At 65.5% G+C, this 21,364-nt stretch carries 18 protein-coding genes; 3 read left to right on the top strand and 15 right to left on the bottom strand.

The annotated features are described in order from the left end of the window. Positions 1-178: 178 nt before the first annotated feature. The 5 genes from ELY13_RS05705 to ELY13_RS05685 all read right to left on the bottom strand — a co-directional run bounded on the left by ELY13_RS05705 (position 179) and on the right by ELY13_RS05685 (position 6,330). Positions 179-436, bottom strand: coding sequence for a GlsB/YeaQ/YmgE family stress response membrane protein (locus ELY13_RS05705; protein ID WP_126173175.1), 258 nt, complete (start codon positions 434-436; stop codon positions 179-181). A gap of 196 nt (positions 437-632) precedes the next feature. Continuing rightward, positions 633-2,642, bottom strand: a complete 2,010-nt coding sequence (locus ELY13_RS05700) for a ribonucleoside-diphosphate reductase subunit alpha (protein ID WP_126172934.1) — start codon at positions 2,640-2,642, stop codon at positions 633-635. 625 nt (positions 2,643-3,267) lie between these two features. After that, the gene (locus ELY13_RS14955) at positions 3,268-3,510 is read right to left on the bottom strand and encodes a hypothetical protein (RefSeq protein ID WP_164549707.1); all 243 of its coding nucleotides are present in this window, start codon (positions 3,508-3,510) and stop codon (positions 3,268-3,270) included. A gap of 185 nt (positions 3,511-3,695) precedes the next feature. Then, entirely contained in the window at positions 3,696-5,294 is a 1,599-nt protein-coding gene (gene nadB / locus ELY13_RS05690) for an L-aspartate oxidase (RefSeq protein ID WP_126172932.1), read from the bottom strand. A gap of 97 nt (positions 5,295-5,391) precedes the next feature. Continuing rightward, positions 5,392-6,330 carry an ABC transporter ATP-binding protein gene (locus ELY13_RS05685; protein ID WP_126172931.1) on the bottom strand — a complete coding sequence of 313 codons (939 nt, stop codon included), beginning with the start codon at positions 6,328-6,330 and terminating at the stop codon, positions 5,392-5,394. 125 nt (positions 6,331-6,455) lie between these two features. Between ELY13_RS05685 and ELY13_RS05680 the strand changes: the two genes are divergently transcribed. Further along, positions 6,456-6,710, top strand: coding sequence for a zinc-finger domain-containing protein (locus ELY13_RS05680; RefSeq protein ID WP_126172930.1), 255 nt, complete (start codon positions 6,456-6,458; stop codon positions 6,708-6,710). Between the two features lie 42 nt (positions 6,711-6,752). On the opposite strand, the gene ELY13_RS05675 is transcribed toward ELY13_RS05680, so the two are convergent. Then, entirely contained in the window at positions 6,753-7,700 is a 948-nt protein-coding gene (locus ELY13_RS05675; protein WP_126172929.1) for an alpha/beta fold hydrolase, read from the bottom strand. A 285-nt stretch (positions 7,701-7,985) separates the two neighbouring features. Here ELY13_RS05675 and ELY13_RS05670 point away from each other — a divergent pair, with 285 nt between their 5' ends. Beyond that, on the top strand, positions 7,986-8,693 hold the full coding sequence (locus tag ELY13_RS05670) for a hypothetical protein (RefSeq protein ID WP_126172928.1): 708 nt from the start codon (positions 7,986-7,988) through the stop codon (positions 8,691-8,693). A gap of 40 nt (positions 8,694-8,733) precedes the next feature. Here ELY13_RS05670 and ELY13_RS05665 read toward each other — a convergent pair whose 3' ends face one another. The 7 genes from ELY13_RS05665 to ELY13_RS05635 all read right to left on the bottom strand — a co-directional run bounded on the left by ELY13_RS05665 (position 8,734) and on the right by ELY13_RS05635 (position 13,013). After that, a complete protein-coding gene (locus ELY13_RS05665) occupies positions 8,734-9,249 on the bottom strand; it encodes a hypothetical protein (protein ID WP_126172927.1) in 516 nt (171 codons plus the stop codon). Positions 9,250-9,301: 52 nt separating this feature from the next. Beyond that, positions 9,302-9,769, bottom strand: coding sequence for a GreA/GreB family elongation factor (locus tag ELY13_RS05660; protein ID WP_126172926.1), 468 nt, complete (start codon positions 9,767-9,769; stop codon positions 9,302-9,304). Further along, positions 9,766-11,088 carry an Hsp70 family protein gene (locus ELY13_RS05655; protein ID WP_126172925.1) on the bottom strand — a complete coding sequence of 441 codons (1,323 nt, stop codon included), beginning with the start codon at positions 11,086-11,088 and terminating at the stop codon, positions 9,766-9,768. Before ELY13_RS05655 ends, ELY13_RS05660 begins: the two co-directional genes overlap by 4 nt. A 137-nt stretch (positions 11,089-11,225) precedes the next feature. Then, positions 11,226-11,474 carry a putative antibiotic biosynthesis monooxygenase gene (locus ELY13_RS05650; RefSeq protein WP_126172924.1) on the bottom strand — a complete coding sequence of 83 codons (249 nt, stop codon included), beginning with the start codon at positions 11,472-11,474 and terminating at the stop codon, positions 11,226-11,228. Beyond that, complete coding sequence (locus ELY13_RS05645) at positions 11,471-11,875, bottom strand: MarR family winged helix-turn-helix transcriptional regulator (protein WP_241233562.1); 405 nt, start codon at positions 11,873-11,875, stop codon at positions 11,471-11,473. Before ELY13_RS05645 ends, ELY13_RS05650 begins: the two co-directional genes overlap by 4 nt. 84 nt (positions 11,876-11,959) lie before the next feature. Beyond that, positions 11,960-12,247, bottom strand: coding sequence for a putative quinol monooxygenase (locus ELY13_RS05640; protein ID WP_126172922.1), 288 nt, complete (start codon positions 12,245-12,247; stop codon positions 11,960-11,962). Between the two features lie 118 nt (positions 12,248-12,365). After that, the gene (locus ELY13_RS05635) at positions 12,366-13,013 is read right to left on the bottom strand and encodes an alpha/beta hydrolase (RefSeq protein ID WP_126172921.1); all 648 of its coding nucleotides are present in this window, start codon (positions 13,011-13,013) and stop codon (positions 12,366-12,368) included. 200 nt (positions 13,014-13,213) lie between these two features. Between ELY13_RS05635 and ELY13_RS05630 the strand changes: the two genes are divergently transcribed. Beyond that, positions 13,214-19,021 (top strand): autotransporter domain-containing protein, encoded by a 5,808-nt coding sequence (locus tag ELY13_RS05630; protein ID WP_126172920.1) that lies wholly within the window; start codon positions 13,214-13,216, stop codon positions 19,019-19,021. A 120-nt stretch (positions 19,022-19,141) separates the two neighbouring features. Here ELY13_RS05630 and ELY13_RS05625 read toward each other — a convergent pair whose 3' ends face one another. Together ELY13_RS05625 and ELY13_RS05620 are read right to left on the bottom strand one after the other, a co-directional pair. Then, a complete protein-coding gene (locus ELY13_RS05625) occupies positions 19,142-19,741 on the bottom strand; it encodes a response regulator transcription factor (protein WP_126172919.1) in 600 nt (199 codons plus the stop codon). Then, positions 19,734-21,311 (bottom strand): sensor histidine kinase, encoded by a 1,578-nt coding sequence (locus tag ELY13_RS05620; protein WP_126172918.1) that lies wholly within the window; start codon positions 21,309-21,311, stop codon positions 19,734-19,736. Before ELY13_RS05620 ends, ELY13_RS05625 begins: the two co-directional genes overlap by 8 nt. Positions 21,312-21,364: the final 53 nt, after the last annotated feature.

The following is a 21,364-nucleotide window of genomic DNA, read 5'->3' as shown; positions in this document are numbered from 1 at the left end:
ATAACGAAACCGGCAATCCGCCCTTCTACGGAAAGTTGACTTCGTCCGACGAAGGTTTCCGTCTTCTGGGCAGTTCATCCGGACGCGGCAACCGCGAAGGGGATGCAAAAGGGCGGGCAAAGCTTTCGCCTGCCCGCCCCGCAGCTTTATCGAAAGCTGCCGTCTTGCCGAAAATTTCTTATCGGACGCTGCCGCGCTGGAAGAGGTTCACGATGCCCAGCAGGACAATCGCGCCGATAATCGCGGAAATAAACCACCAGAACCAGTTGGCGTCTCCATCCAGGCCGAACAGCGGCAGAATGAAGCTGGCAATGATCGCGCCGACGATGCCGACAACAATATTCCAGAAAATACCCATGGAGGCATCGCGGTTCATCACCATACTGGCGATCCAGCCGGCGATACCACCGACAATAATTGCAACAATCCAGCCCATTTTAATTTCTCCTTGCGCTTTCGCACTACCTGACTCTGGATCAACCGAGCATGAGGCGATGCGTTCCGGCCCGTTCGGCACGCCGGAACGTCCAAGCGGAACGAACACGGCCCCCTCCTTTCGAAGGGGGCCGTGCAGCCGGATTCAAGCCATTGGAAAAGCGGAGCAAATCACCCGCCGGGATTAGACGCGGCGGTTACTGGCAGCTGAGGCATTCCTCGTAGTCGGTCTGCTCGGCCAGTTCGTATTTCGCCGCGTCGCGGGTGTTGTCCGCCTCCACACCGCCGGCAAACCCGGCGCGCTGCACGCTCTTGGACCGCAGGTAGTAAAGCGACTTGATCCCCTTCTCCCACGCCTGGAAGTGGAGCATCATCAAGTCCCACTTGTCGACATCGGCGGGGATGAACAGGTTCAGGCTTTGCGCCTGATCGATGAACGGCGCCCGGTCGGCGGCAAATTCCAGCAGCCAGCGCTGGTCGATCTCGAAGCTGGTCTTGTAGACCGCCTTCTCCTCCGGGCTGAGGAAATCGAGGTGCTGGACCGACCCGCCCCGCTCAAGGATCGAGTTCCAGACGTTGGTCGTGTCCTTGGCCTTCTGCTTCAGAAGCTTTTCAAGGTACGGATTCTTGACCACGAAGCTGCCGGACAGCGTCTTGTGGGTGTAGATGTTGGCCGGGATCGGCTCGATGCAGGCGCTGGTTCCACCGCAGATGATGGAAATCGACGCGGTCGGCGCGATCGCCATCTTGCAGGAGAACCGCTCCATCACCCCGACGTCCTCGGCATCCGGGCAGGGTCCGCGCTCCTTGGCCAGCAGCATCGATGCCTCGTTCGCCCGGGCGTTGACCTGCTTGAACATCTTGAGGTTCCAGGCTTTCGCCATCGCGCTTTCGAAGCCGATTCCCTTCATCTGGAGGAAGGAGTGGAAGCCCATCACCCCCATGCCGACGGAGCGCTCGCGCATCGCGGAATACTTCGCCCGCGCCATTTCATCGGGCGCGCGGTCGATATAATCCTGCAGCACGTTGTCGAGGAAGCGCATCACATCCTCGATGAAGGCCTTGTCCGCGTGCCACTCATCCCACTTCTCCAGGTTGAGCGAGGACAGGCAGCACACCGCCGTGCGGTCGTTGCCGAGGTGATCGACCCCGGTCGGCAGGGTGATTTCCGAACACAGGTTGGACGTCGAAACCTTCAGACCCAGTTCCCGGTGGTGGCTCGGCATCATCCGGTTCACGGTGTCGGAGAACACGATATAGGGCTCGCCCGTGGCCAGCCGGGTTTCCACCAGCTTCTGGAACAAGGCGCGCGCGTCCACCGTCTTGCGGACCGATCCGTCGCGCGGGCTGCGCAGGTCGAAGTCCTCGCCGGCGCGGACCTTGGTCATGAACTCATCGGTCACCAGCACCCCGTGGTGCAGGTTCAGCGCCTTGCGGTTGAAGTCGCCGCTCGGCTTGCGGATCTCCAGGAACTCCTCGATCTCAGGATGGGAAATGTCGAGGTAGCAGGCGGCCGAACCGCGCCGCAGCGATCCCTGGCTGATCGCCAGCGTTAACGAATCCATCACCCGGACGAACGGGATGATCCCGCTGGTCTTGCCGTTGAGGCCAACCGGCTCCCCGATCCCGCGCACGTTGCCCCAGTAGGTGCCGATTCCGCCCCCGCGCGACGCCAGCCAGACGTTCTCGTTCCAGGTGGCGACGATGCCTTCCAGGCTGTCATCCACCGAATTGAGGTAGCAGGAAATCGGCAGGCCGCGATTGGTCCCGCCATTGGACAGCACCGGAGTGGCCGGCATGAACCACAGCTTCGAGATGTAGTCGTACAACCGCTGCGCGTGATCGGCATCGTCGGCATAGCAATCGGCCACGCGGGCAAACAGATCCTGGAAGCTTTCGCCGGGCAGCAGGTAACGATCGATCAGCGTTTCCTTGCCGAATTCGGTCAGCAGGCCGTCCCGCTCAGGATCGGTGCGGACATCGAAACGGCGCGGACGGATCGACTTGGAATCCTCCGCCGCGGCGGACTTCATCGCTTCCGCCATGGCATCGGCGGCCTGCTCGGCCAGCTTCGCCTCGCTGCGAACTTGCGCCGCGCCTTCTGCTTCCGCCGAGGCCTGGGCGGTGGAGGCCGCCGGCTCCTGATCCAGTTCGGGCTGATCCAGCTCAGGAAGCTCCAGCGCCTTGTCCCCAGTCGTGAAATCCATCTCGCAAATCCCGCTTCAAACTGTCTGTGTGGACACCGGCTGCCCCCATCCCGTTGCGGAACCATGCATCATGCGTGGAACCGCAGGTCTTGGGTGCCAGCCGTCATCCGACCACCATCTCTTGTGATTATGGTTCGGGGGCTGCGCAAGGGCGGGCCTCCGCAGATGGCCCGCACAAGCCCTTCATAAGCCCGGAAACACACGGAGAACAGCGGCTTCGCGGACCAGAAAAAGATCGGTGGAAAAATAATCCGGAACTCGGGCCGCCCAGTGCGTGCCTCGCCTCGAATCCCGCCGGCTTGATCGCTCGACGATCAGCGGCCACCCTCGGGTCCGCTCGCTCAGAGCGAATGCACCCGCTTTCGCCCGGGTTTTCGCGCCATCCTCCGCACGCGGAGCGAGGCGTCCTTGGGAGCACGCAACTGCTGCCTCCCATCTCCGCAGGCCGGTCCGCGCGGAATGAGGGTGGACGATTCGGTGCCGGCAACCGGACATGAGGCGCGAGAACGGCAAGCCCCCAAACGAAAAGCGCGCGAAAGGACGGAATGTCCCTTCGCGCGCTCCTGATCTTGGGCCGTATCGAACGTCCCGCCCGCCAGCATCAGGCCAGCCGGGCCGGCATTCGTTACGGGCTGACCGGCAGGCCGTTGTCGTCGTCGTCCACCACGGTCCACACGAACAGACCGGTCGCAACGGCGAGCAGACCCGCCCACAGAGCGGCGCCGCCAGCGAAGGCACCCATGCCTTCAGCCTGGCCTTCAACCGCACCGGCGCGTTCGGCGACCGGCGCTGCCTGAGCAGCTACCGACTGCGAAACGGCGACAGAGCCGAGGGCGACTGCTGCCAGGAAACTCTTCACACGCGTCATTCTAATCTTCTCCTCATCGGACACCCACCCCCCCCACTCTGGGAGTCAGGATCAGGCCCCCTTTTCACCATTCCGCCATCACAATCAACGGCGGAGAGCCCTTACGTAAGAGCGCCTACCCATACTTTTGCACAGCTCAACGCGGAGCGCGGCCCAAGCCCGCAGATCGGACGCAGCGGCGACCTTCAGGGCACAAGAACCGTGTCCCGCGCCTCCTCCAGCATGCCGGGGTAGTCGAGGATGAAGTGCAGCCCGCGGCTCTCATGCCGGCGCAGCGCGCCTTGCACGATCAGGTCGGCGCACTGCAGAAGATTGCGCAGCTCGATCAGGTCGGTCGTTACCCGAAAGTGCCCATAATAATCCTCGATCTCGCCGTGCAGCAGCTTGATCCGGTGCGCAGCACGTTCGAGCCGCTTGGTCGTGCGGACGATCCCGACATAGTTCCACATGAAGCGCCGGATTTCGGTCCAGTTCTGCTTGATGACGACTTCCTCGTCGGAATCGGTCACCCGGCTTTCATCCCACTGGCGGATCGGCGGCGGAGGATCGAACTCGTCCCAACGGGAAAGGATGTCTCGCGCCGCGGCTTCCCCGAAGACGAAGCATTCCAGCAAGCTGTTGGACGCCAGCCGGTTCGCGCCGTGCAGCCCGCTTTCGGTGCATTCCCCGGCCGCATAGAGCCCCGGCAGGTCAGTCCGCCCGGCAAGGTCGATCAGGATGCCGCCGCAGGTGTAATGCTGGGCCGGAACCACCGGGATCGGCTCCTTCGTCATGTCGATGCCGAGGCCGAGCAGCTTTTCGTGGATCGTCGGGAAGTGCTGAATCACGAACTCGGGCGCAAGATGGCTGATGTCGAGGTGGACGTAATCGAGCCCGTAGCGCTTGATCTGGTCGTCGATCGCCCGGGCCACCACGTCGCGGGGCGCCAGTTCGGCCCGCTCGTCGTAATCGGGCATGAAGCGGTGGCCGGTCACCGGGTGCTTCAGCTGCCCGCCTTCCCCGCGCACCGCCTCGGTAATCAGGAAGTTCTTGACCTCCAGATTGTAGAGGCACGTCGGGTGGAACTGCATCATCTCCATGTTCGACACGCGGCAGCCCGCGCGCCAGGCCATCGCGATCCCGTCGCCGGTCGCCCCGCGCGGCGCGGTGGAAAACCGGTACACGCGCCCCGCCCCGCCCGCGGCCAGGATCGTCGCCCGGGCGGTGTAGGCCTCGACCTTGCCGGTCGCGGCGTCGAGGGCATAGGCGCCCCACACCCGGCCCGATCCGGAATAGCGCTGCTCGTTCTTGCCGGTGATCAGGTCGATGCAGCTCCGGTCGGGCAGCAGGGTGATGTTGGGATGCGCCTCCGCCGCCTTGACCAGCGCGCTCTGCACCGCCCAGCCGGTCGCGTCGGCGACATGAACGATCCGGCGGTGGGAATGCCCGCCTTCCCGCGTCAGGTGCAGGCTGGCGCCCGCGGCATCGTCGGTGTTGAACGGCACGCCCAGATCTACCAGCCGGGCAATCGCCCGGGGCGCCTGCTCGATCACGAACTCCACGGTCTCGCGCCGGTTCAGCCCCGCGCCGGCGATCATCGTGTCGCGGATATGATCCTCGAACGTGTCCCCGGCATCCAGCACCGCCGCGATCCCGCCTTGCGCCCAAGCGGTGGAGCCGCTGGTCAGCTTGCCCTTGGCCAGCACCAGCACGCGCTTGTGCTCCGCCAGCGTAAGGGCAGCGGTCAGCCCGGCCGCGCCGGAGCCGATGATCAGGACGTCATGTTCGGGGGAAGTGCCAGTCATGCGCGTGTCATGCCCACCCCCAGCCGCTCCCGCAAGCGGGAGGGAGAAACTCAGTCTCCCTCCCCAAAGGCGAAGGAGGCGGAGTGAGCCAGCGAAGCTACGCCGCCCCTGCGCTGGTCAGCTGAACGAAGACATCCTCCAGGTCCGCCTCGCGGGTGGTGACGTCCTCGATCGCGTATCCCTGTTCCTGCACCAGGTTCAGCACTTGCCCGGCGGTGAGCCGGTCCTTGTCGTAGGCGATCTCGACTGCGCGCGGTCCGGTCTTTTCGCTTTTCAGGAAGGCCGGATGGCTTGGCGGGGTGGTGACATCGCGGTCGACTGTCAGGCAGACGATCTTCTCGCGCGTCATTTCCACCAGTTCGCGAGTCGGCTTGTTGGTGATCAGCTCGCCGTGGTTGATGATTGCGATCCGGTCACACAATTGCTCGGCTTCTTCCAGGTAGTGTGTGGTCAGCACCACCGTCACACCTTCCGCGTTCAGTTCGCCGACCAGTTCCCACAGCTGCCGGCGTAATTCCACGTCGACCCCGGCGGTCGGCTCATCCAGCACCAGTACGGGCGGGGAATGGACCATCGCCTTGGCAATCAGCAGCCGCCGCTTCATGCCGCCCGAAAGAGAGCGGGCGTAAGCATCGCGCTTGTCCGCCAGATGGACGGCGCGCAGCAATTCCTCCGATCGGCGGTGCGCCTTGCCGATGCCGTAGAACCCGCCCTGGTTCTCCAGCACCTCGAACGGGGTGAAGAACGGGTCGAACACGATTTCCTGCGGGACGATGCCGATGCTGGCCTTGGCGTTGCGGGCGTCATGATCGATGTCGTGGCCCCAGATCGACACCTCGCCGCTGGTCTTCATCACCAGGCCAGCCAACGTGTTGATCAGGGTGGACTTGCCCGCGCCATTCGGGCCGAGGAGACCGAAGATGCCCCCTTGCGGCACGTCGAAGCTGACGCCCTTCAGCGCCAGCTTGGGAGGCGCATCGCCGTGTCCGGCGTATTCCTTCACCAGATTGCGGATCGAGATCGCTGCATCGCTCATCGAGCGAGGCTTTGGTCCAGCACGAGGCTTACGTAAAGGGGTGGCGTAAAGGGGTGGCGTAAAGGGGCCGACGTAAACAGGCAGGGCGATATTGCGGGAATCGCCGGTGCGCGGTAGAGGGCGGCATGATCCCACCTTCCGCAACCGTGCTGGTCGATCAGCGCCGCATCAGCTGCGATGGCTCGGCCGATATCCGTTCCGGCGACCGGTTCGTCGCGGCCGTCCTCGGCCACCCGCGCGTCTGGCTTCAAATCGATGAGCATGGCTACGTCGATTGCGGCTACTGCGACCGGCGCTTCGTCCTCAAGGGCGGCCCGGCGGACGGCGTGGACCCGGCGCTGCTGCCCGACATTCCTTCGATGGCGAACCCGGAAAGCTGAGCGGCAAGGGCGGGGTTGGTAATTCCCCGGTCCGGCCTGCCCTCAGCGCAAGGTGCCGTGGAACGCGCGGATTGCCTGCGCGCATTGCTCGGGCGCTTCGAAGATCGCCGCGTGCGCAGCTCCTCCGATGATGTCCAGCCGCGAATTCGTGATCTGCTCGTTCATCCCTCTTGCGATCTCGACCGGATAAACATGATCGTTCAGCCCGACGAGGATCTGCACCGGGACGTGAATGGAACCGAGCATCTGGGTTGAATCCGGCCGCTGCGCCAGCGCGAGCGCCCCTCCGATCGCGGCATCCCGCGAAGCCTGAAGAACGATGGTCTTGATGTAGTCCACCATTTCCGGCTGCGCCAGGCGAGTGTCGCCCGACAGCATCTCGTGGACGAGAACCGGGGGAAGCGCATCGACTCCTTTTTGCCGGACCATGTCGGCCACCCCGCGCCACATGCCCGCTTCGGCGGGACTGGCGGCGCCGGCAATGGTATCGATCAGCATCATTCCGGCGAACCGTTCGGGCGCTTTCCGGTACATTTCGAAGGCGATCGGACCGCCCATCGACATCCCGCCGATGTGGGCCTTGGCAATGTTGAGCCGCTGCATCACGGCCAGCGCATCGTCGGCATAGACTTCGATCGAATCGGGAATAGCCGGGGCCTGGCTGTTCCCGTAGCCGCGATGATCCAGCGTGATGACCTGGAAATCGCGGGAGAGCTCATCCCGCACACGTGAAAACAGCGCGCCGGACAGCGGATAGCCGTGCAGCAGCAGCATCGGTGCGCCCGCGCCGGTGACCTGATAGAAGATGCGCGCCCCGTTCACCTCCATGGTGCTGCCCGTCCGCGCAGTCGGATCGCCCAGCGTCACCGGGCCCAGGTTCGAAGGTTGCGCGGCGGGTGTCTGCGCAAGGGCAGGAGCAGCCGCAAGCCCGACGGCGGCCGCAGCGGAGCCGCCCATGAAAAAACGACGATTGAACTGGTGGTCAGACATTGAAGAAGCTCCTGCGGCCCTCTTCTGAAAGCGCCTGCGCCGACATCGTTCCTTCCGGATACGCCGCCGAGCAGAACGGGCGCCGCACCAGACGCCCGCTTCAGGACACACGCTCCGCACGCCGAACGGCGTCTTCCACCTCGCGCATCACCCGGCGAATTTCCCCCGGCCGGAACATCGCCGGGAACCCGCTCGGCGCCAGGGGCTTGAATCCAAAAGCCTCTGGAAGATCGCGCCGCCGCCTGTGCTTTTCCGCTCTACCCGGTGTCGTGTCGGTTTTGGCCGATGCAGCGCAGAACGTGCACGCCGGCCCAAGCGTCGGCCGATCCGATCAGGGGACGACGATCCTTTAAGAGCTACCCGGGGACGATCATTCCAAAGCGCATCATCACCACGGCCCTTGCGGCACTTTCCCTTCTGATGCCGGTCGGCGCGAAGGCGCAGAGCACCGCGCCCGGCCAGTCGAAAGCCGACTATCTTGCCTGGCTCGCCAAGTCGCCGGAGAGCCGCCAGAACGTGCGCGAGTTTCGCGCCTTCCTAGCCGAAAGGCGGGTCGCGGGCCTGTTGCCGGTATGGCAGCTCGTCCGCACTTCATCGTCGTGGCGCGAATGCAGCGCCGAACGCTTCGAAGTGCCGCCGGTGGATCTGTGGGCCAACATCGTCAACACCCTCGCCTTCGTGAAGCACGAAGTGCAGCCTGCCATCGGCGAGGTCGAAGCTCTCTCGACGTTCCGCAACGCGCATCTGAACGATTGCTCGCAAGGCAAGCCGCGGTCGGCTCACCGCATGTTCTTCGCGATGGACCTGGTTCCGGCGAGCGACATCGACCGCGGCGAGATGATTGCACGGCTGTGCGCCGCTCATGCCGAGCGCGGCCCGGAATACCGCGTCGGACTCGGCTTCTACAGCGGCTCCCGGTTCCACATCGACACCAGCGGCTTCCGCAAGTGGGGCACCGACGGCCGCGGTGCGACCTCGCCCTGCAACCGGTAGAGCGGCTGAGCGATCCACGCAGGAGGGGCGGCACTCTCCGTCAGCCGCAGAGCCTGCCGCCGGCCAGATCGGCCGCATTCAGCGCGTCCTCGGCCGTGCCGCCGGTTTTCTCCAGCGTCTTGCCGCCAAGCGATGCACCCGGGCTGCAATAGTACGCGCAACTTTCCGGAAGGGTCGCGGGGAAGGCGACCTGATCACCCGTGATCCGCGCCTGGATCACGCATTCCTCGTCCCCCGTCATGGCAAGGTTCAGCACCTCACCTTGCACTGCGGCCTCGCCGGCGCCGCTGCAGGCCGCTTCGCCGGGGCCGAGCGTGACGATCCCGAACGATGTGGGGCCTGACGGGGCCGAGACCATGCACATCCACGCCCGCCGCTCCCCGTCTCCCTGCCCTTCATAAAAGCCGGTGAGCTCCGCGGTCTGCACCGGCTCGTCCGGCCCCTCGGTGCTGCAGGCGGTCAGAGCCAGGAGCAGGATCAGAGTACCCTTGTTGATAGCGTCTCTCCTTGAATCGCCGGTGCCGAAAGGCCCTTCCTTCCGCTGACCGTGCCTCATTCTGTTTCGAACGGGCGCGGAGGCGAACCTTTCCCTTCAAGGCGAACGCGCTTCAGTCGGAGGCCACGTCGATCGCAAGAACCTCGATCCCGTCGGGCTTGCCGGCGAAATCCACCACATCCCCCACTTCCGCACCCATGATCGCGCGGCACAGCGGTGCCGAGAATGACAGAAATCCGGATGCCGGGTGCGCCTCGTCATCGCCAACGATCCGGATTGAGCGCTCCCGCCCCTCCAGCCGGATGGTCACCGTCGTGCCGAACGCAACCGTGGTGCCATCGGGTGCGTCAGCGAGTTCGGCGGTCGCCAGCCGGGTGTTCCAGTAACGCAAGTCGCGCCGAGTCGCGGCGATCCCGGTTTCCTCTGTCAGGGTTCCCAGAACCGCTTCCAGTTCGGCGACCCTGGCCCGGATCTGAGCCAGACCGCGTGCGGTAACCCGGTTCGGACCGGGCGGTAGCGGCAGCTCGAATTTCGGCTCGAGATGTTCGTCATCGCTTTCGCGGCGGAATGCGACACTCATGACGGCTCCTCCTCCGGGGCGATCCAGTCCTTCAGATCAGGGTCCATCGCCATCAGCGCAAGGCCTTGCGCGATCGAGGTCAACTCTTCGCCGCCTGCAATCCGCCCTTCGCCGAAGCGCTGCTCGAACAACTGGCGGACCGCCGGGATCAGCGACGATCCACCGGTCAGGAACACATGGTCGATCTGGTCGGGCAGCAGACCGGCGCTCGCCAGCGCCGCGTCGACGGTATCGGCAATCCGCTGAAGGTCCGGTTCGATCCAGCGTTCGAAATCGCTGCGGCTGACTTCGGCCTCGATCGACAAGCCCGCCCCTTCGAACACGAGATGGCCCTGGGTCTGCGTGGAAAGCGTGCGCTTCAACTGCCCGACGGCCTCGTAAAGGCCATGCCCCAGTTCGTGCTCGATCACCGCGATCATGCGCCCGATCGCCGCTGGATCGGTCGCGTTGTTCTTCAATCGCTCCAGTTCAGCCAGCGTGCGCCGGTTGCGCATCAGCGCCAGACGGGACCAGTCGCCGAAATCGGTGAAGTGCCCCGCCGGTATCTCCAGCACCTTGTCGAAGGAGCGATAGGTCCCGCCCTTGCCCAGAAGCGGCAGCACGAGATGATCCATGATCCGGAAATCGAACCGGTCCCCGGCGATGCCGATCCCTGCCGAGCCAAGCGGCACCCCGCGCCGTGTGGCACCGGGGGCATCCACCCGGATGATCGAGAAATCGCTGGTGCCGCCGCCGAAGTCCGCCACCAGCAAGGTCGCGGGTTCCGTCAACCGGGAGGCGAAGCCGTAGGCGGCGCCCAGCGGCTCATAGACATAATGGACCGGCCGGCCGAGCATGGCGAACATCGCGTCGTAACGCGCCCGCGCCAGCGCCGGATCGGGCCGCGCCCCCGCATAGCGCACCGGCCTGCCGATCAGGATGCGGCCAGGAAGATCGTCCAGCGGTTCCCCGCCGTGGGCCAGCAAGTGCTTGAGGAAAACCTGCCCCAGATCCTCGAACCGCAGGCGCTTCTCGAACAAGCTGGCATGCTGGAACGCGGGATTGGCCGCGACCGACTTGAAGGATTGGAGGAAGCGGCTTCCCGAAGGCTCGCTCAGGAACTCGGCAATTGCCCAGGGACCGGCCTCAGCCGCCAACCCGCCGCGAACCGCATCGTCCTGCCAGAAGCAGAGAGCGGATCGAAACACCGCGCTGGTGCCGCCGGGCGCATGAAAGTCGACCAGCGCCGACCGCCCATCCCCGAGATTGCGGGCCACGACCGAGTTGGTCGTGCCGAAGTCGATCCCCACGGCGTGCGCGGTGGCCACGGCATTCGGCATGTTCGGCATCCTTCTCTCAGCCGCGGGGGCCGGCGCCTATGGCAGCGCGATCCTGCCGCCGCAACCCGCGTGCAAGGCCAAAGCGGCGTTGCAGGGCCGGTCATTCGCGAGCACAGCAAGCGATTGGTTCGCCTTCCTTATCGAGGCCCGCGCCCGGTCCCGCGGTCCAGCTGCGCGACGATCCGACCCGCCAGAGGCGTGACGCCGAGGGCGATCGTCGGCACCAGAAGCCCGGTGAGCACGAGGGTCCGCCAGACGAAGGGCAAGGACGGGGCCAGATGCTCGGCGGCAACAAGACCGAACATGACGAGCGGCCAGACTGCCAGCCAGACCAGAAGGAGGCGGAGCGCTGCCGCGCCGTGACGACCGCTCACAGGACGGCTCACAGGGGGTTCTCCATTTCATCGGCGATAATGGCGAAGTAACCGGGCAGGAGAGCCGTAAGCCTCTCACGCCCGGCTGCCGTCAGGCGCACGTGTTTGGTGCGGGCGTCATCGGCGTCCCTTTCCGCAGTGACGAGCCCGTCGTCCACCAGAACGCGCAGGGTGCGCGCGACAACGGGACCGGCCACGTCGAGGCGCTCGGTAATCTCGCCGACGGTCAGACTGTCGCGATCCGGCTCCCGGTCGATGACGATCAGGAACAGGAAGCGGAGCTGGGACAAGCCGCAGTCGGCGAAGTAGCTCTCCAGCCGCCGGATCATGAGGCTGGCTCTGCGCATGATGACCAGACCTTCTGCGATGGTCGCGGCGGGGACACCGTGGAGCCCCGCGTAGCCCTCGATCATCTGGCGCGACGGGAGATCCTTCAGGAAGAACACAGGCGTTCTTCTGTCATGCAGGCGGGCCGGGAGCGGTCTGTTGCCACCGGATCAAGCCACCGGCCGCATGAAGGTCAGCTCCACCGGCTCGGCGAGCCAGGCTTCGTACTGCTCGTACACCGCCCGGGTATAGGGCTGGGCGTGATGGGCTTCGAAGGCGGCCCGATCGGTCCAGACCTCGTAGAGGTGAAGCCGTCCGGTCTCGGCGCCCTCGTGAAGATCGAACCGAATGCAGCCCTCCTCGGCCCGCGTATCGGCCAGAATGGCTTCGACGGCGGCAACGGCCTCCGCCCGATGCTCAGGCTTCGGGGTGACGGTGGCAAACACGGAGAGGGGCATCGGCGGCTCCTTTGCAGGAATGTATCACGGGCTATCAGCGAGGGATCGAGGGCACGGCTGACGCAGCGATCTTCTGAATGGCCATACGACGAAAGGCGAATGGGCGCGGGTTCCGCACTCACGCGCGCTCAAGAGCAGCGGCCAGAAAATCCCGGCCGAGCCGCAGGCCCACAGGATCCACCGTGTGTCCCACGCCGAAGGAGACGTGCGTGGTCACGGAAACGCCCATGTCCTTCAGCGCGTGCTCTGCCGTGTGCAGCGCCCCGACCGGCACGACCGCGTCCATGGAGCCATGCACGAGCAGCACGGGCGGCTTCGAGACGACTTCGTGCGCCAGTTCGGGGCCGCCCGCCAGCATGCCGGAATAGCCCACGACCGCCGCAACCGGGCGCTGGCGCCGCAGGGCCACGTGGAGCGCCATGATCGTGCCCTGGCTGAAACCCACGATGGCGAGATCGGCATCGGTGAGCCCGTACTGTGCAAGCTTGCGGTCGATGAACGCCTCCAGCGCACCGGCGGCACTGGCAGCGCCCGCAACCAGCGCAGCCGGCGTGAACGCGTTGAGGGCCCACCACTGATAGCCGCCCCACCCCGATGACTGCGGCGCGTTGGGCGCAAGGAACAAGGCATCCGGCAAGCTCTCGCGCAACTGCGGCGCGAACCCGATCAAGTCGCTCCCGCTGCCTCCATACCCGTGCAGGAGAAGAACGATCTGTCGCGGCGTGCCGGACAGTGGCTGCAGACTGGATCCATTTATAATTTTCATCACAATGCCTGCTCCGCTTGACGCCTCCCGGTTTCTGCCCTCAACGTAGAGTATTCACAGTACCGCAGCGCTTTGCAAATCTTCGTCAGGCACGGGTTTTTACCTCCGGCATTCACTCGGATGGCTCCGCCAGAGGGCGTCGGATACGGCGTCCTGCTTGGGCACTGCGCGACAAAGTGATTCATCGGGGGGTAGAATACATGAGGAATTTCAAGGCACGCCTGGTTATCGGAGTAGCGGGTGCCGCAATGGCGGCCGGTTACACGGCTCCGGCGCACGCAGCCTGCAACGTGACGGACGAAACTGTCACCTGCACGGACACCAGCACGGTAACGACCGTGAACGGCGCGATTGCCGCGGTACCGGGCGATGATGTTGCACTGATCGTCACGGAAACGGCCAACGTCGTCCAGCCGACCGGCTATGCCGGCTATGTGAGCACTACCAAGCCAGGCGCGGTGTCGATCGACAACGCGGGAACCTTCGGCACCGAAGCGATGCCCGTCGGTATTTCGTACCACGTGCCCTGGTGGTGGGACGGGCTCGAAACGAACACATTCTCGCTGGTGAACAGCGGCGATATCACCGGCCACGTAAGCCTGTCGCGAATCGGCGGCGCCGTTTCGGTGACGAGCACCGGCTCCATCGGCTCGGAATCGCTGTCCGGGACCGCCATCTATGTCGGCAATTCCCAGTTCGACGCGCCGATCGAGATCAACCTCGCCGGCACGGTCAACACTGCAGGCCAAGGCACGGGCATCTACGTCACCACGCGCGGCGATGTCGGGATCAACGTCGCCGGGAATATCGGAAACGTGGCAACCGATACGGCCGCGTCTTCCCTTGACGACATTCTCGTCGATTCGCTTGTGGCGATCGGACGGACGCCGTCCACCACGACAACCACGGACGGCACGGCCACTACCACCACGACGCTTCACGACTGGGGCAGCACCATGGCGGTTGGCGGCGCGGTCTTGGTCGAGCTGGCGGAAGGCGCCAACACCGGAGGGATCACGGCATCCGGGCTGGAAGGCTCCACCGTGCTGGTCAACGGAACCGTCGGGGCGGAGGATGACTATTCGTACATCTCCGCATCCTCGGCGATCGAGGCGGTGGACTACACGACCGTCGCTGTCACCGACGCAAACCGTTCAAGCATCGCCTATACGTCGGTGCGCACGACGGAAGGCGGAACCGCCGAAGTCAGCGTCGGCACGACGGGTCAGGTCATCGGCGGCATCACCGCAACCGGACATGAAGGTGCGCTGGCAGCCAATGCCGGAACCGTCATGGGCGCCGTCTATGCCCAGACCGCCGATTGGGATCAAACCTTCGCCTACGGCAGTGGGACCGGCCCGGATGGGAACAGCAACTACTACCGCTCTACGTCAGAGCGCACGGGCGGGGACGCGATCGTCATCAATGCGGCCGGCGGCCTGATCGGCAGCACTCCGGCTAATCCGGTGTTGGTCCGCGCTTCCGGCGGTTCTTCCGCGATGGTGGAGAACGCAGGCCGTATCAATGGCGATATCGCCGTGGATGCAGGCCTGAATTCCACGACCTACGACAATTCCGGCGAAACGCGCACTGTCACCGATCCGGTCACCCTGGCGCAAACGACCACTACCGATTCCGTATACGAAACCGCCAGACAATCGCTCGGCGGCGCAGCCACGTTCCGCGGCGCCGAGGGCAGCCTGGTGGTCGGCCACGTGTCTGTCCTGGGTGAGGGCGACGTCATCGTCATCAACGATGGCGCCGTGACGGGAATGACGTCCGCCGAAAGCTCGGCTGCGGATCGGTCAAGCACGGAAACGCGGAACTACGTAACCGTCTTCACGCCCGGTGCCGACGGCGGCACGATTTCGGAGAGCGCCTCCCAGTACGTATCCACCTTGATAAGCTCCGGCGGTGACGTGACGGGCACGTACGCCGGAACCAACGGTGCGCTGCAGTTCGTTCCCGGCTGGTCGGGAACGAGCGGGAGCGACGGCTCGGTCGTGCAGTCTGCCGACGGCACCAGCACGGCCCTGGTCACGGGCGCCGTGTTCGGCACTTTCACCGGCACTGCTTCCGGTCGTGAGTACACCGAGGACTACACGCAGTTCTCCCGCACTGAATACGGTGCGGCAGGTACCGTCCAGGGTGCGGGCAGCGGCTACACCTATACCGACGGGGAACGCTACATCGGCGGGGACAGTGTCCTTGCCGTCGATGGCGGCCTGATCAGCGGCTACGCGGCGGTCTCGGCTGACGGAAACGCGGCCGCAAGCCTTGGCAACGGGGCAATGATCGGCGGCGATCTGTCGGTCTCCAGCGGAGACTACAGCGGTTACGACGTCGCCCAGAGCTCCAGCACGACCGCCAACTATGTCGATGACGTAACCAGCACCAGTAATGCGCTGAGCTATCAGGAGCTCGCCGGAACGGGCGACGTCTCGGTCATCATCGACGACGCGGCCGTGGCTGGCAATGTCACCCTGGATGGATCGAGCGGGACCGCCAGCTTCGTCCTTGGCGATGCGGGCGAAGTCGGCGGCGCGGTGTTCGTCCTGAACGATCTCACGCTGGAGACATCCGAAACGAGCGACGGGACCGAAAACACCCCGGAAGGCTCAATTACCAACTCGACCCAAACCATCATGATGGCGGCAGCGGGGGGCGATGTGTCCGCCAACGTTGCCGGGGTGATCGGCAACAATCTCAACGGCGCGATGGCGTACGGCGAGGTCGGCTCCGCTCCCGGCACCAACTTGTCGCTGATCAGCAGCGCTGGCGATGCCTCGGCGACCGTGACCGGCCAGGTGATGGAGGGAATTGTCGTCCGGGCATCCGGCGAAGATACCGCCCTGATCGTTGATACCGTGGCGGACAACACTGGCCTCAGGACTGTAGCCACGCAGTTCTCCAACACGGCCGTGGGCGGGACTGCCAGCCTGGTGGTGGATGCGACCAATCCCACGGTGCCAGCCAACTTCGGCAACATCTACGTGGCCGGCATGTCGGGTTCGACCGTCACGATCGGGGAAGGCAGTTCTGTCCTTGCGGCGATGGACGGTGCGGTCCTGCAGGTCGGGGATTTGTTCTATGACCTGGCCGTACGCTCTCAAGACGCTTCCCAGAACGGCGCGCTGTTCGGCGACAGCTCATCCTCCTACTCCTCAACGGCCGTCGGCGGGCCTTCCGCGCTGATGAACGATGGCTGGGTGGGTTACGACGGCGGTGCAGACTACAGCGGCGACGCCGCTTCTGTCGTTGTCACCAGCACGACGAACGCTTCGCTCACCAACAACGGGTGGATCTTCGGCGACGTTGCAGTTCGCAGCTTGTGGTCTGACTTCGCGAATACCAGAACCACAACCGACGCCGGCGATGTGACCCGGGTCGACACCTTCGACCGGATCCTGACGGCCATGGGCGGCAGCGCCGAATTGACCAACAACGGTCTGATCACCGGGGATGCAGCGCTGGCAGCCGCCAACGGTGTCCTGGTCAACAACGGCGTCCTGCGCGGCGACGTGAACCTGGGCGCGAACGTCGACAACTACGCCACGCAGCGCGTCGCCACGTCCACCGACATGGGCGAGGAAACGGTCACCGCGGCCTACGATCCGTTCGTGCAGGCCTACTCGGTCGCGCAGAACGGTCTGCTGGGCGGCCGGGTCAACGTCGGCGGCGCCTGGGGGATTGTCGATGACACCGTCCAGACCAGCGACGTCACCGCGACGGTCAATCTCAACGCGGGATCGGTCACGGGCGGAGGCGTGTGGGCCGATTTCGATGAGGAAACGGGCGATCGCTACACCTCGACGGCGGTGAACCTTAACGGCGGTGGCTGGCTGGGCCTCGGCGATGCCGCTCTTGCGCAGCTCGGCGATGCGTTCGGCGACATGGACCCGCAGATCGGCTTCCACGGCAGCCTTGAGGATCTCGGGGCCTATCAGGGCGGTGCACGGGTTGTCGGCGTGGACACGCTGAACAAGACCGGCGCCGGCGCGTTCCTCATCACCGGTGCGGACTACATGCCGGTGACGAACGCCAACCCCATCGCGGACTATACGCTGGATGTCGGCAGCTTCACCATCAACGGAGGCGAGGTCCAGCTGACGACCGCAAGTGCGGACGGCGTGTTCGGCATTCGCGGGGACGTGGTGAACAACGCCGCCCTGGTCCTGGGCAACCGGGTCCAACTTCCGGCCCCGCTGTTCGGCACCAATGCTTCGGCCAGCGTGATCGACGGGACCGAAGTCTACCAGAACGGCGACTTCACCCAGTCGGGCACCGGCACGCTGACGGTCGGAATCATGCCGACGCTGGTGCGCGTCGGCAATGGAGCCTCCACGGGCACCGCATCGGTCAGCCCGCTTGCGGTTCCGCAGACCCTGCTGTCCTCTGGACTGTTCACCACCCCGGAGAATGCGTTCGGCCCGGCTTTCGCCGATCTCGGAAGCAGCTTCCTGACGGTGGACGGCGATCTGAACCTCGGCGGCACGGTCCAGCTGGTCTCTCCGACCGGCGGCCTGTTCACCGACGGCCAGTCGCTCACCATCGCAAGCGTTTCGGGTACGGTGACCGAGGCAGCGACCGTGGCGGTCAACAACGGCTCGAACTTCGTTACCTTCGATCTGGGGACGCGTTCGGAAGGCGGCCGGACGGTCCTCTACGTCACGGCCGATCGCCAGGGGTATGAAACCGCCGCGCTGAACGAGAACGCCGCTGCTGCGGGCGCTGCCCTCAGCGCCGCGTTCCCGGGCGTGATCCAGACCATCAACAACGGCGCGCCCGGCGGGATTGGGACGAATGGTACCCCGTTCGCGATGGCCCAGGATCTGGCGGGCCTCTTCGTCGGCCTCGACACCCTGGCCACCCGGGATCAGGCTGCAACGATCCTGGATGAGCTTTCCTCCGGCTCGTTCTACGGTTCGCTCACCACCCTGAAGACGACGGCTCCGTTCGTCGACGCCCTCTCGAACCGCCGCGCCCCGGCAGGAGCCACGGGCCTCAACCTGTGGTTTACCGGATCGGGCGACTGGATCCGTCTGGACGGCGACGAAGAGATCGGTTCCACCCGGCTCAAGGCCGACAACTACGGCGGCTCGCTGGGTCTCGGAGTGTCGACCGGGAGCGGCGAAATCGGCGTCGGGGTCGGCTACGGCCGGATCGACTCCCACACAGCCGGACGTGCGATCGAAGCCGATGCGCACACCTGGATGGTCGGCGTCTATGCCCGGGAGGAGCTCGGTCCGCTCGCGATCGGGGCCAACCTGGTCTACGGCTGGAGCGACTGGGATGCCACGCGGGTAATGCCGACGCTGTCCCGCACGGCGCAAGCCGAGTTCGACAGCAACGAACTGCGGGGCGACATTCGCGCCGAGTACATGATCCCGCTCAACGGGGCGTATGTTGCGCCCTTCGGTCAGGTGGAAGTCCGCCGGTTCGACTTCGACGGCTTCTCGGAAACGGGTGCAGGCGCAATCGGCCTGATGGTGGGGGATACGTCCACCACCGTCATCACGCCGAGCGTGGGCCTGAAGGTCGGCAGCAACTGGAATCTCGCCGGGGCAAGTGTCCGTCCGGAAGCTTCGGTGTCCTACAGCTTCCAGGGTGACAACGACTCCTGGGTGGATGTGGCTTACCTCGGTGCGCCGGCGAACGCATTCCGGCTGCAGGGTGTCGATCCGGAAGACTACGTCACCTTCGCGGCCGGCTTGTTCGAGGACATCGGCCGGAACTCGAGCGCCTATGTCCGCGGCAGCTACGCCACGGGCGGCGGGGTGGAGATCGCCGGGCTCAAGGCTGGCGTGGTCCTGTCCTTCGGGCAATCGGCTCCGGTGACGGTGATCGCTGCGCCGGCTCCGATCCCGGCGCCGGTAGCGACCGGACCCGAGACGAAGATCTGCCCGAACGGTGCGGTCATGCTGGCAACGGCAGATTGCCCGCTCCCGCCGCCGCCGCCGGCACCGCCGGCACCGCCGCTGCCGACTCCCCGCGGTGAACGCGGCTAAGTCTGCGGCACGATGAAAAAGGGCGGCGCGGGACACCCCGCGCCGCCCTTTTCTGTTTTCGCGCCAGGCCCGGGACTTGTACCCGGCGTGGAGCTGCCTTGGCCGGGTTTTAAGGCGCCTTCAGGAATGGCCCTGCACACAGCGGGCGATGGCGATCAGTTCCGCCAGTCCTTTTGCACCCGTCTTGGCCGTGATCGCCGCCCGGTGGTCCTCGACCGTCCTGGGACTGAGGCCGAGTTCCACCGCCACCATCTTGTTGCTGAGTCCCTGGGCGAGAAGTTGCAGGACTTCGCGTTCGCGTGAAGACAACGCGGCCAGCCGGGCCTCGGCGGCCCGCCTGTTCTTGCTCCACGCGACCGCCTCGGCGATGCCGGCGAGGAGCCGCTCCTCTTCGATCGGCTTTTCCAGATAATCGAACCCGCCGTGATGGCGCACCGCATCGACCGCATCGGCCGTCCGCGGCCACGCCGTCATGAACAGGATACCGACGGAAGGATCGACTTCCCGCAGCCGACGGGCGAACTGGAAGGCATCCGTCGATCCCAGCATCACGTCGCTGAGCACGCAGTGCGAGGGTGCGTGATACGCCGCAAGCAGATCGTCCGGACTGACGAACGGCTCTGCGTCATAACCGCTCCGGCGAAGCAGACGGGCGAGCGAGCGGGACAAGTCTGCATCGTCGTCGAGCACGCAGACAGTGCCCTTGAACGCATCAGTCATCCCGCTCTGCCCTTGGCAGCCAGAGCGAGTGGATCACTTCGCTTCCGGATATTCCCTGCTCCACGATGTGCCCTCCATGTTTCCTCGTGATCTCGCGCGCGATCAGCATGCCGATGCCCATGCCCGGATAATCGGGCGCGTCCGCCGCCGGGTTGGCAATGTCTATCCGTACGCCGGCCCCGTCCCGCTCCGCCGTCACCCTGATCTCCCCCTGCGGTGTCGCGGCGATGGCGTTGCGCAGCAGATTGACCATGACCTGAAGCAATTCCACTTCATGCCCGAGAATGACGATTTCCGGATCGAGAGGGCCGACGGCCAGCACCACCTTCTGCCGCTGTACGTCCGGTTTGAGAAGGCTCACCGCGTCGGTCAGCAGGGTGCTGACGGCCAGGGGCGCGGGATTGCCCACGGTCCGTCCTCCGAACGTGCGCAGGCGCCGCAGCAGATCGGACATGGTCGCGACCTTCCGTTCGATCAGCGCGGCCGTTTCGGCAACTTCCAGCGGCGCGGCCTTCCCGCTTCTGCCGATCGTGGCCAGGTGCTTCGCCTCGATCGCGAGCGTGCTGAGGGGCTGGCTGATTTCGTGAATGACCGCGAGCGACATGGCCCGCAGGGTCTTCAGCCGCTCTGCCTGGTAGAGCATCCGGTCCCGCCGGGCGATGGCGGCCTGCGACCGCCGCTGCGCTTCGGCGAGGCTCGCCGCGAGGTAGCTGACGATGATCAGGGACGCGAGTTCCAGATGAAGCGTCAGCCGCGCGGAGGTTTCGCTCTCGCTGGCGGTCGCGGACAGCGCGATCGCAGCCGAAACGAGGATCGCCAGCCAGGCCGCGCCGGTTCCGGACCGCAAGCCGATCCAGGCGGTTGCCAGCAGCACCGGGCTGAGCATGAGCCCGAGCCCGGCCTGCACCAGGGTGAGAGACACCGCCCATGAAAGCGCAAACAGGCCAAGGCTCTCCACCGGATGCCGCGGAACGGCGGCAAGCCGCGGGTACCCTCCGACCCAGGCCGAACGTATCCAGAGCAAGGGCTGCGTGACCAGCAACACGCCCAGCAGATCCCCGACCAGAAACGCAGCCGCGACGACGACCAGCGGCCCGACGGGCGGCGTGTGGGCCGGTCCCGGCAACACGAGCTGCGTCGCGATCGTCACCAGCGCGGCAAACAGCGGTGCGCCCACCGCCGCCAGCGCAAAGGGCACGGGCGGGCGGGTTATCTCGCCCCCTCCCTTGCGGACGAGGCTCTGCACCAGCCCGACCGTCAATCCATAGGTGAGCGGTGCGCGCACCACGCCGATGAGCTGATCCAGCGCGGCGGACGATGCCGGATCGATCACGCCCGTGAGCAGCTGCACCGCGACTTCGGCCGCGATGATGGGCAGGGTCCAGCCCGCGCCGCCCGCCCACAGCAACGCCAGCCGGACGCCGGCAGCCGGATAAAGGAGGCTGTAGAACTCCGCTCCGCCCCACCACGCCGCGACGTAGTGCGACAGGCCGAATGCCGCCGCATAGACGGCGAGCAGCGCCAGATCCCGGCCAAGGCCTGCCGCCTTGCTGCGTGTGCCGCGCTTCATCCTACCGGCTGCGTCTCCTGCTGCTCCACCGGCCGGATGCCGAAGGCGCAGCC

The sequence above is a fragment of the Altericroceibacterium xinjiangense genome, assembly GCF_003958635.1.
Lineage (GTDB): Bacteria > Pseudomonadota > Alphaproteobacteria > Sphingomonadales > Sphingomonadaceae > Altericroceibacterium_A > Altericroceibacterium_A xinjiangense.
Note: the sequence above shows the minus strand (reverse complement) of the source record. Positions and strands in the feature narration are given on the sequence as shown.

Coding starts and splice junctions, on each gene's coding strand:
- ELY13_RS05685 (WP_126172931.1), bottom strand. CDS start 6,330: ATGAGCGATGCAGCGATCTCGATCCGCAATCTGGTGAAGGAATACGCC.
- ELY13_RS05620 (WP_126172918.1), bottom strand. CDS start 21,311: ATGAAGCGCGGCACACGCAGCAAGGCGGCAGGCCTTGGCCGGGATCTG.
- ELY13_RS14955 (WP_164549707.1), bottom strand. CDS start 3,510: ATGACGCGTGTGAAGAGTTTCCTGGCAGCAGTCGCCCTCGGCTCTGTC.
- ELY13_RS05680 (WP_126172930.1), top strand. CDS start 6,456: ATGATCCCACCTTCCGCAACCGTGCTGGTCGATCAGCGCCGCATCAGC.
- ELY13_RS05665 (WP_126172927.1), bottom strand. CDS start 9,249: ATGAGGCACGGTCAGCGGAAGGAAGGGCCTTTCGGCACCGGCGATTCA.
- ELY13_RS05640 (WP_126172922.1), bottom strand. CDS start 12,247: ATGCCCCTCTCCGTGTTTGCCACCGTCACCCCGAAGCCTGAGCATCGG.
- ELY13_RS05660 (WP_126172926.1), bottom strand. CDS start 9,769: ATGAGTGTCGCATTCCGCCGCGAAAGCGATGACGAACATCTCGAGCCG.
- ELY13_RS05670 (WP_126172928.1), top strand. CDS start 7,986: ATGCAGCGCAGAACGTGCACGCCGGCCCAAGCGTCGGCCGATCCGATC.
- ELY13_RS05700 (WP_126172934.1), bottom strand. CDS start 2,642: ATGGATTTCACGACTGGGGACAAGGCGCTGGAGCTTCCTGAGCTGGAT.
- nadB (WP_126172932.1), bottom strand. CDS start 5,294: ATGACTGGCACTTCCCCCGAACATGACGTCCTGATCATCGGCTCCGGC.
- ELY13_RS05675 (WP_126172929.1), bottom strand. CDS start 7,700: ATGTCTGACCACCAGTTCAATCGTCGTTTTTTCATGGGCGGCTCCGCT.
- ELY13_RS05625 (WP_126172919.1), bottom strand. CDS start 19,741: ATGACTGATGCGTTCAAGGGCACTGTCTGCGTGCTCGACGACGATGCA.
- ELY13_RS05705 (WP_126173175.1), bottom strand. CDS start 436: ATGGGCTGGATTGTTGCAATTATTGTCGGTGGTATCGCCGGCTGGATC.
- ELY13_RS05645 (WP_241233562.1), bottom strand. CDS start 11,875: ATGATCGAGGGCTACGCGGGGCTCCACGGTGTCCCCGCCGCGACCATC.
- ELY13_RS05630 (WP_126172920.1), top strand. CDS start 13,214: ATGAGGAATTTCAAGGCACGCCTGGTTATCGGAGTAGCGGGTGCCGCA.
- ELY13_RS05635 (WP_126172921.1), bottom strand. CDS start 13,013: ATGAAAATTATAAATGGATCCAGTCTGCAGCCACTGTCCGGCACGCCG.
- ELY13_RS05655 (WP_126172925.1), bottom strand. CDS start 11,088: ATGCCGAATGCCGTGGCCACCGCGCACGCCGTGGGGATCGACTTCGGC.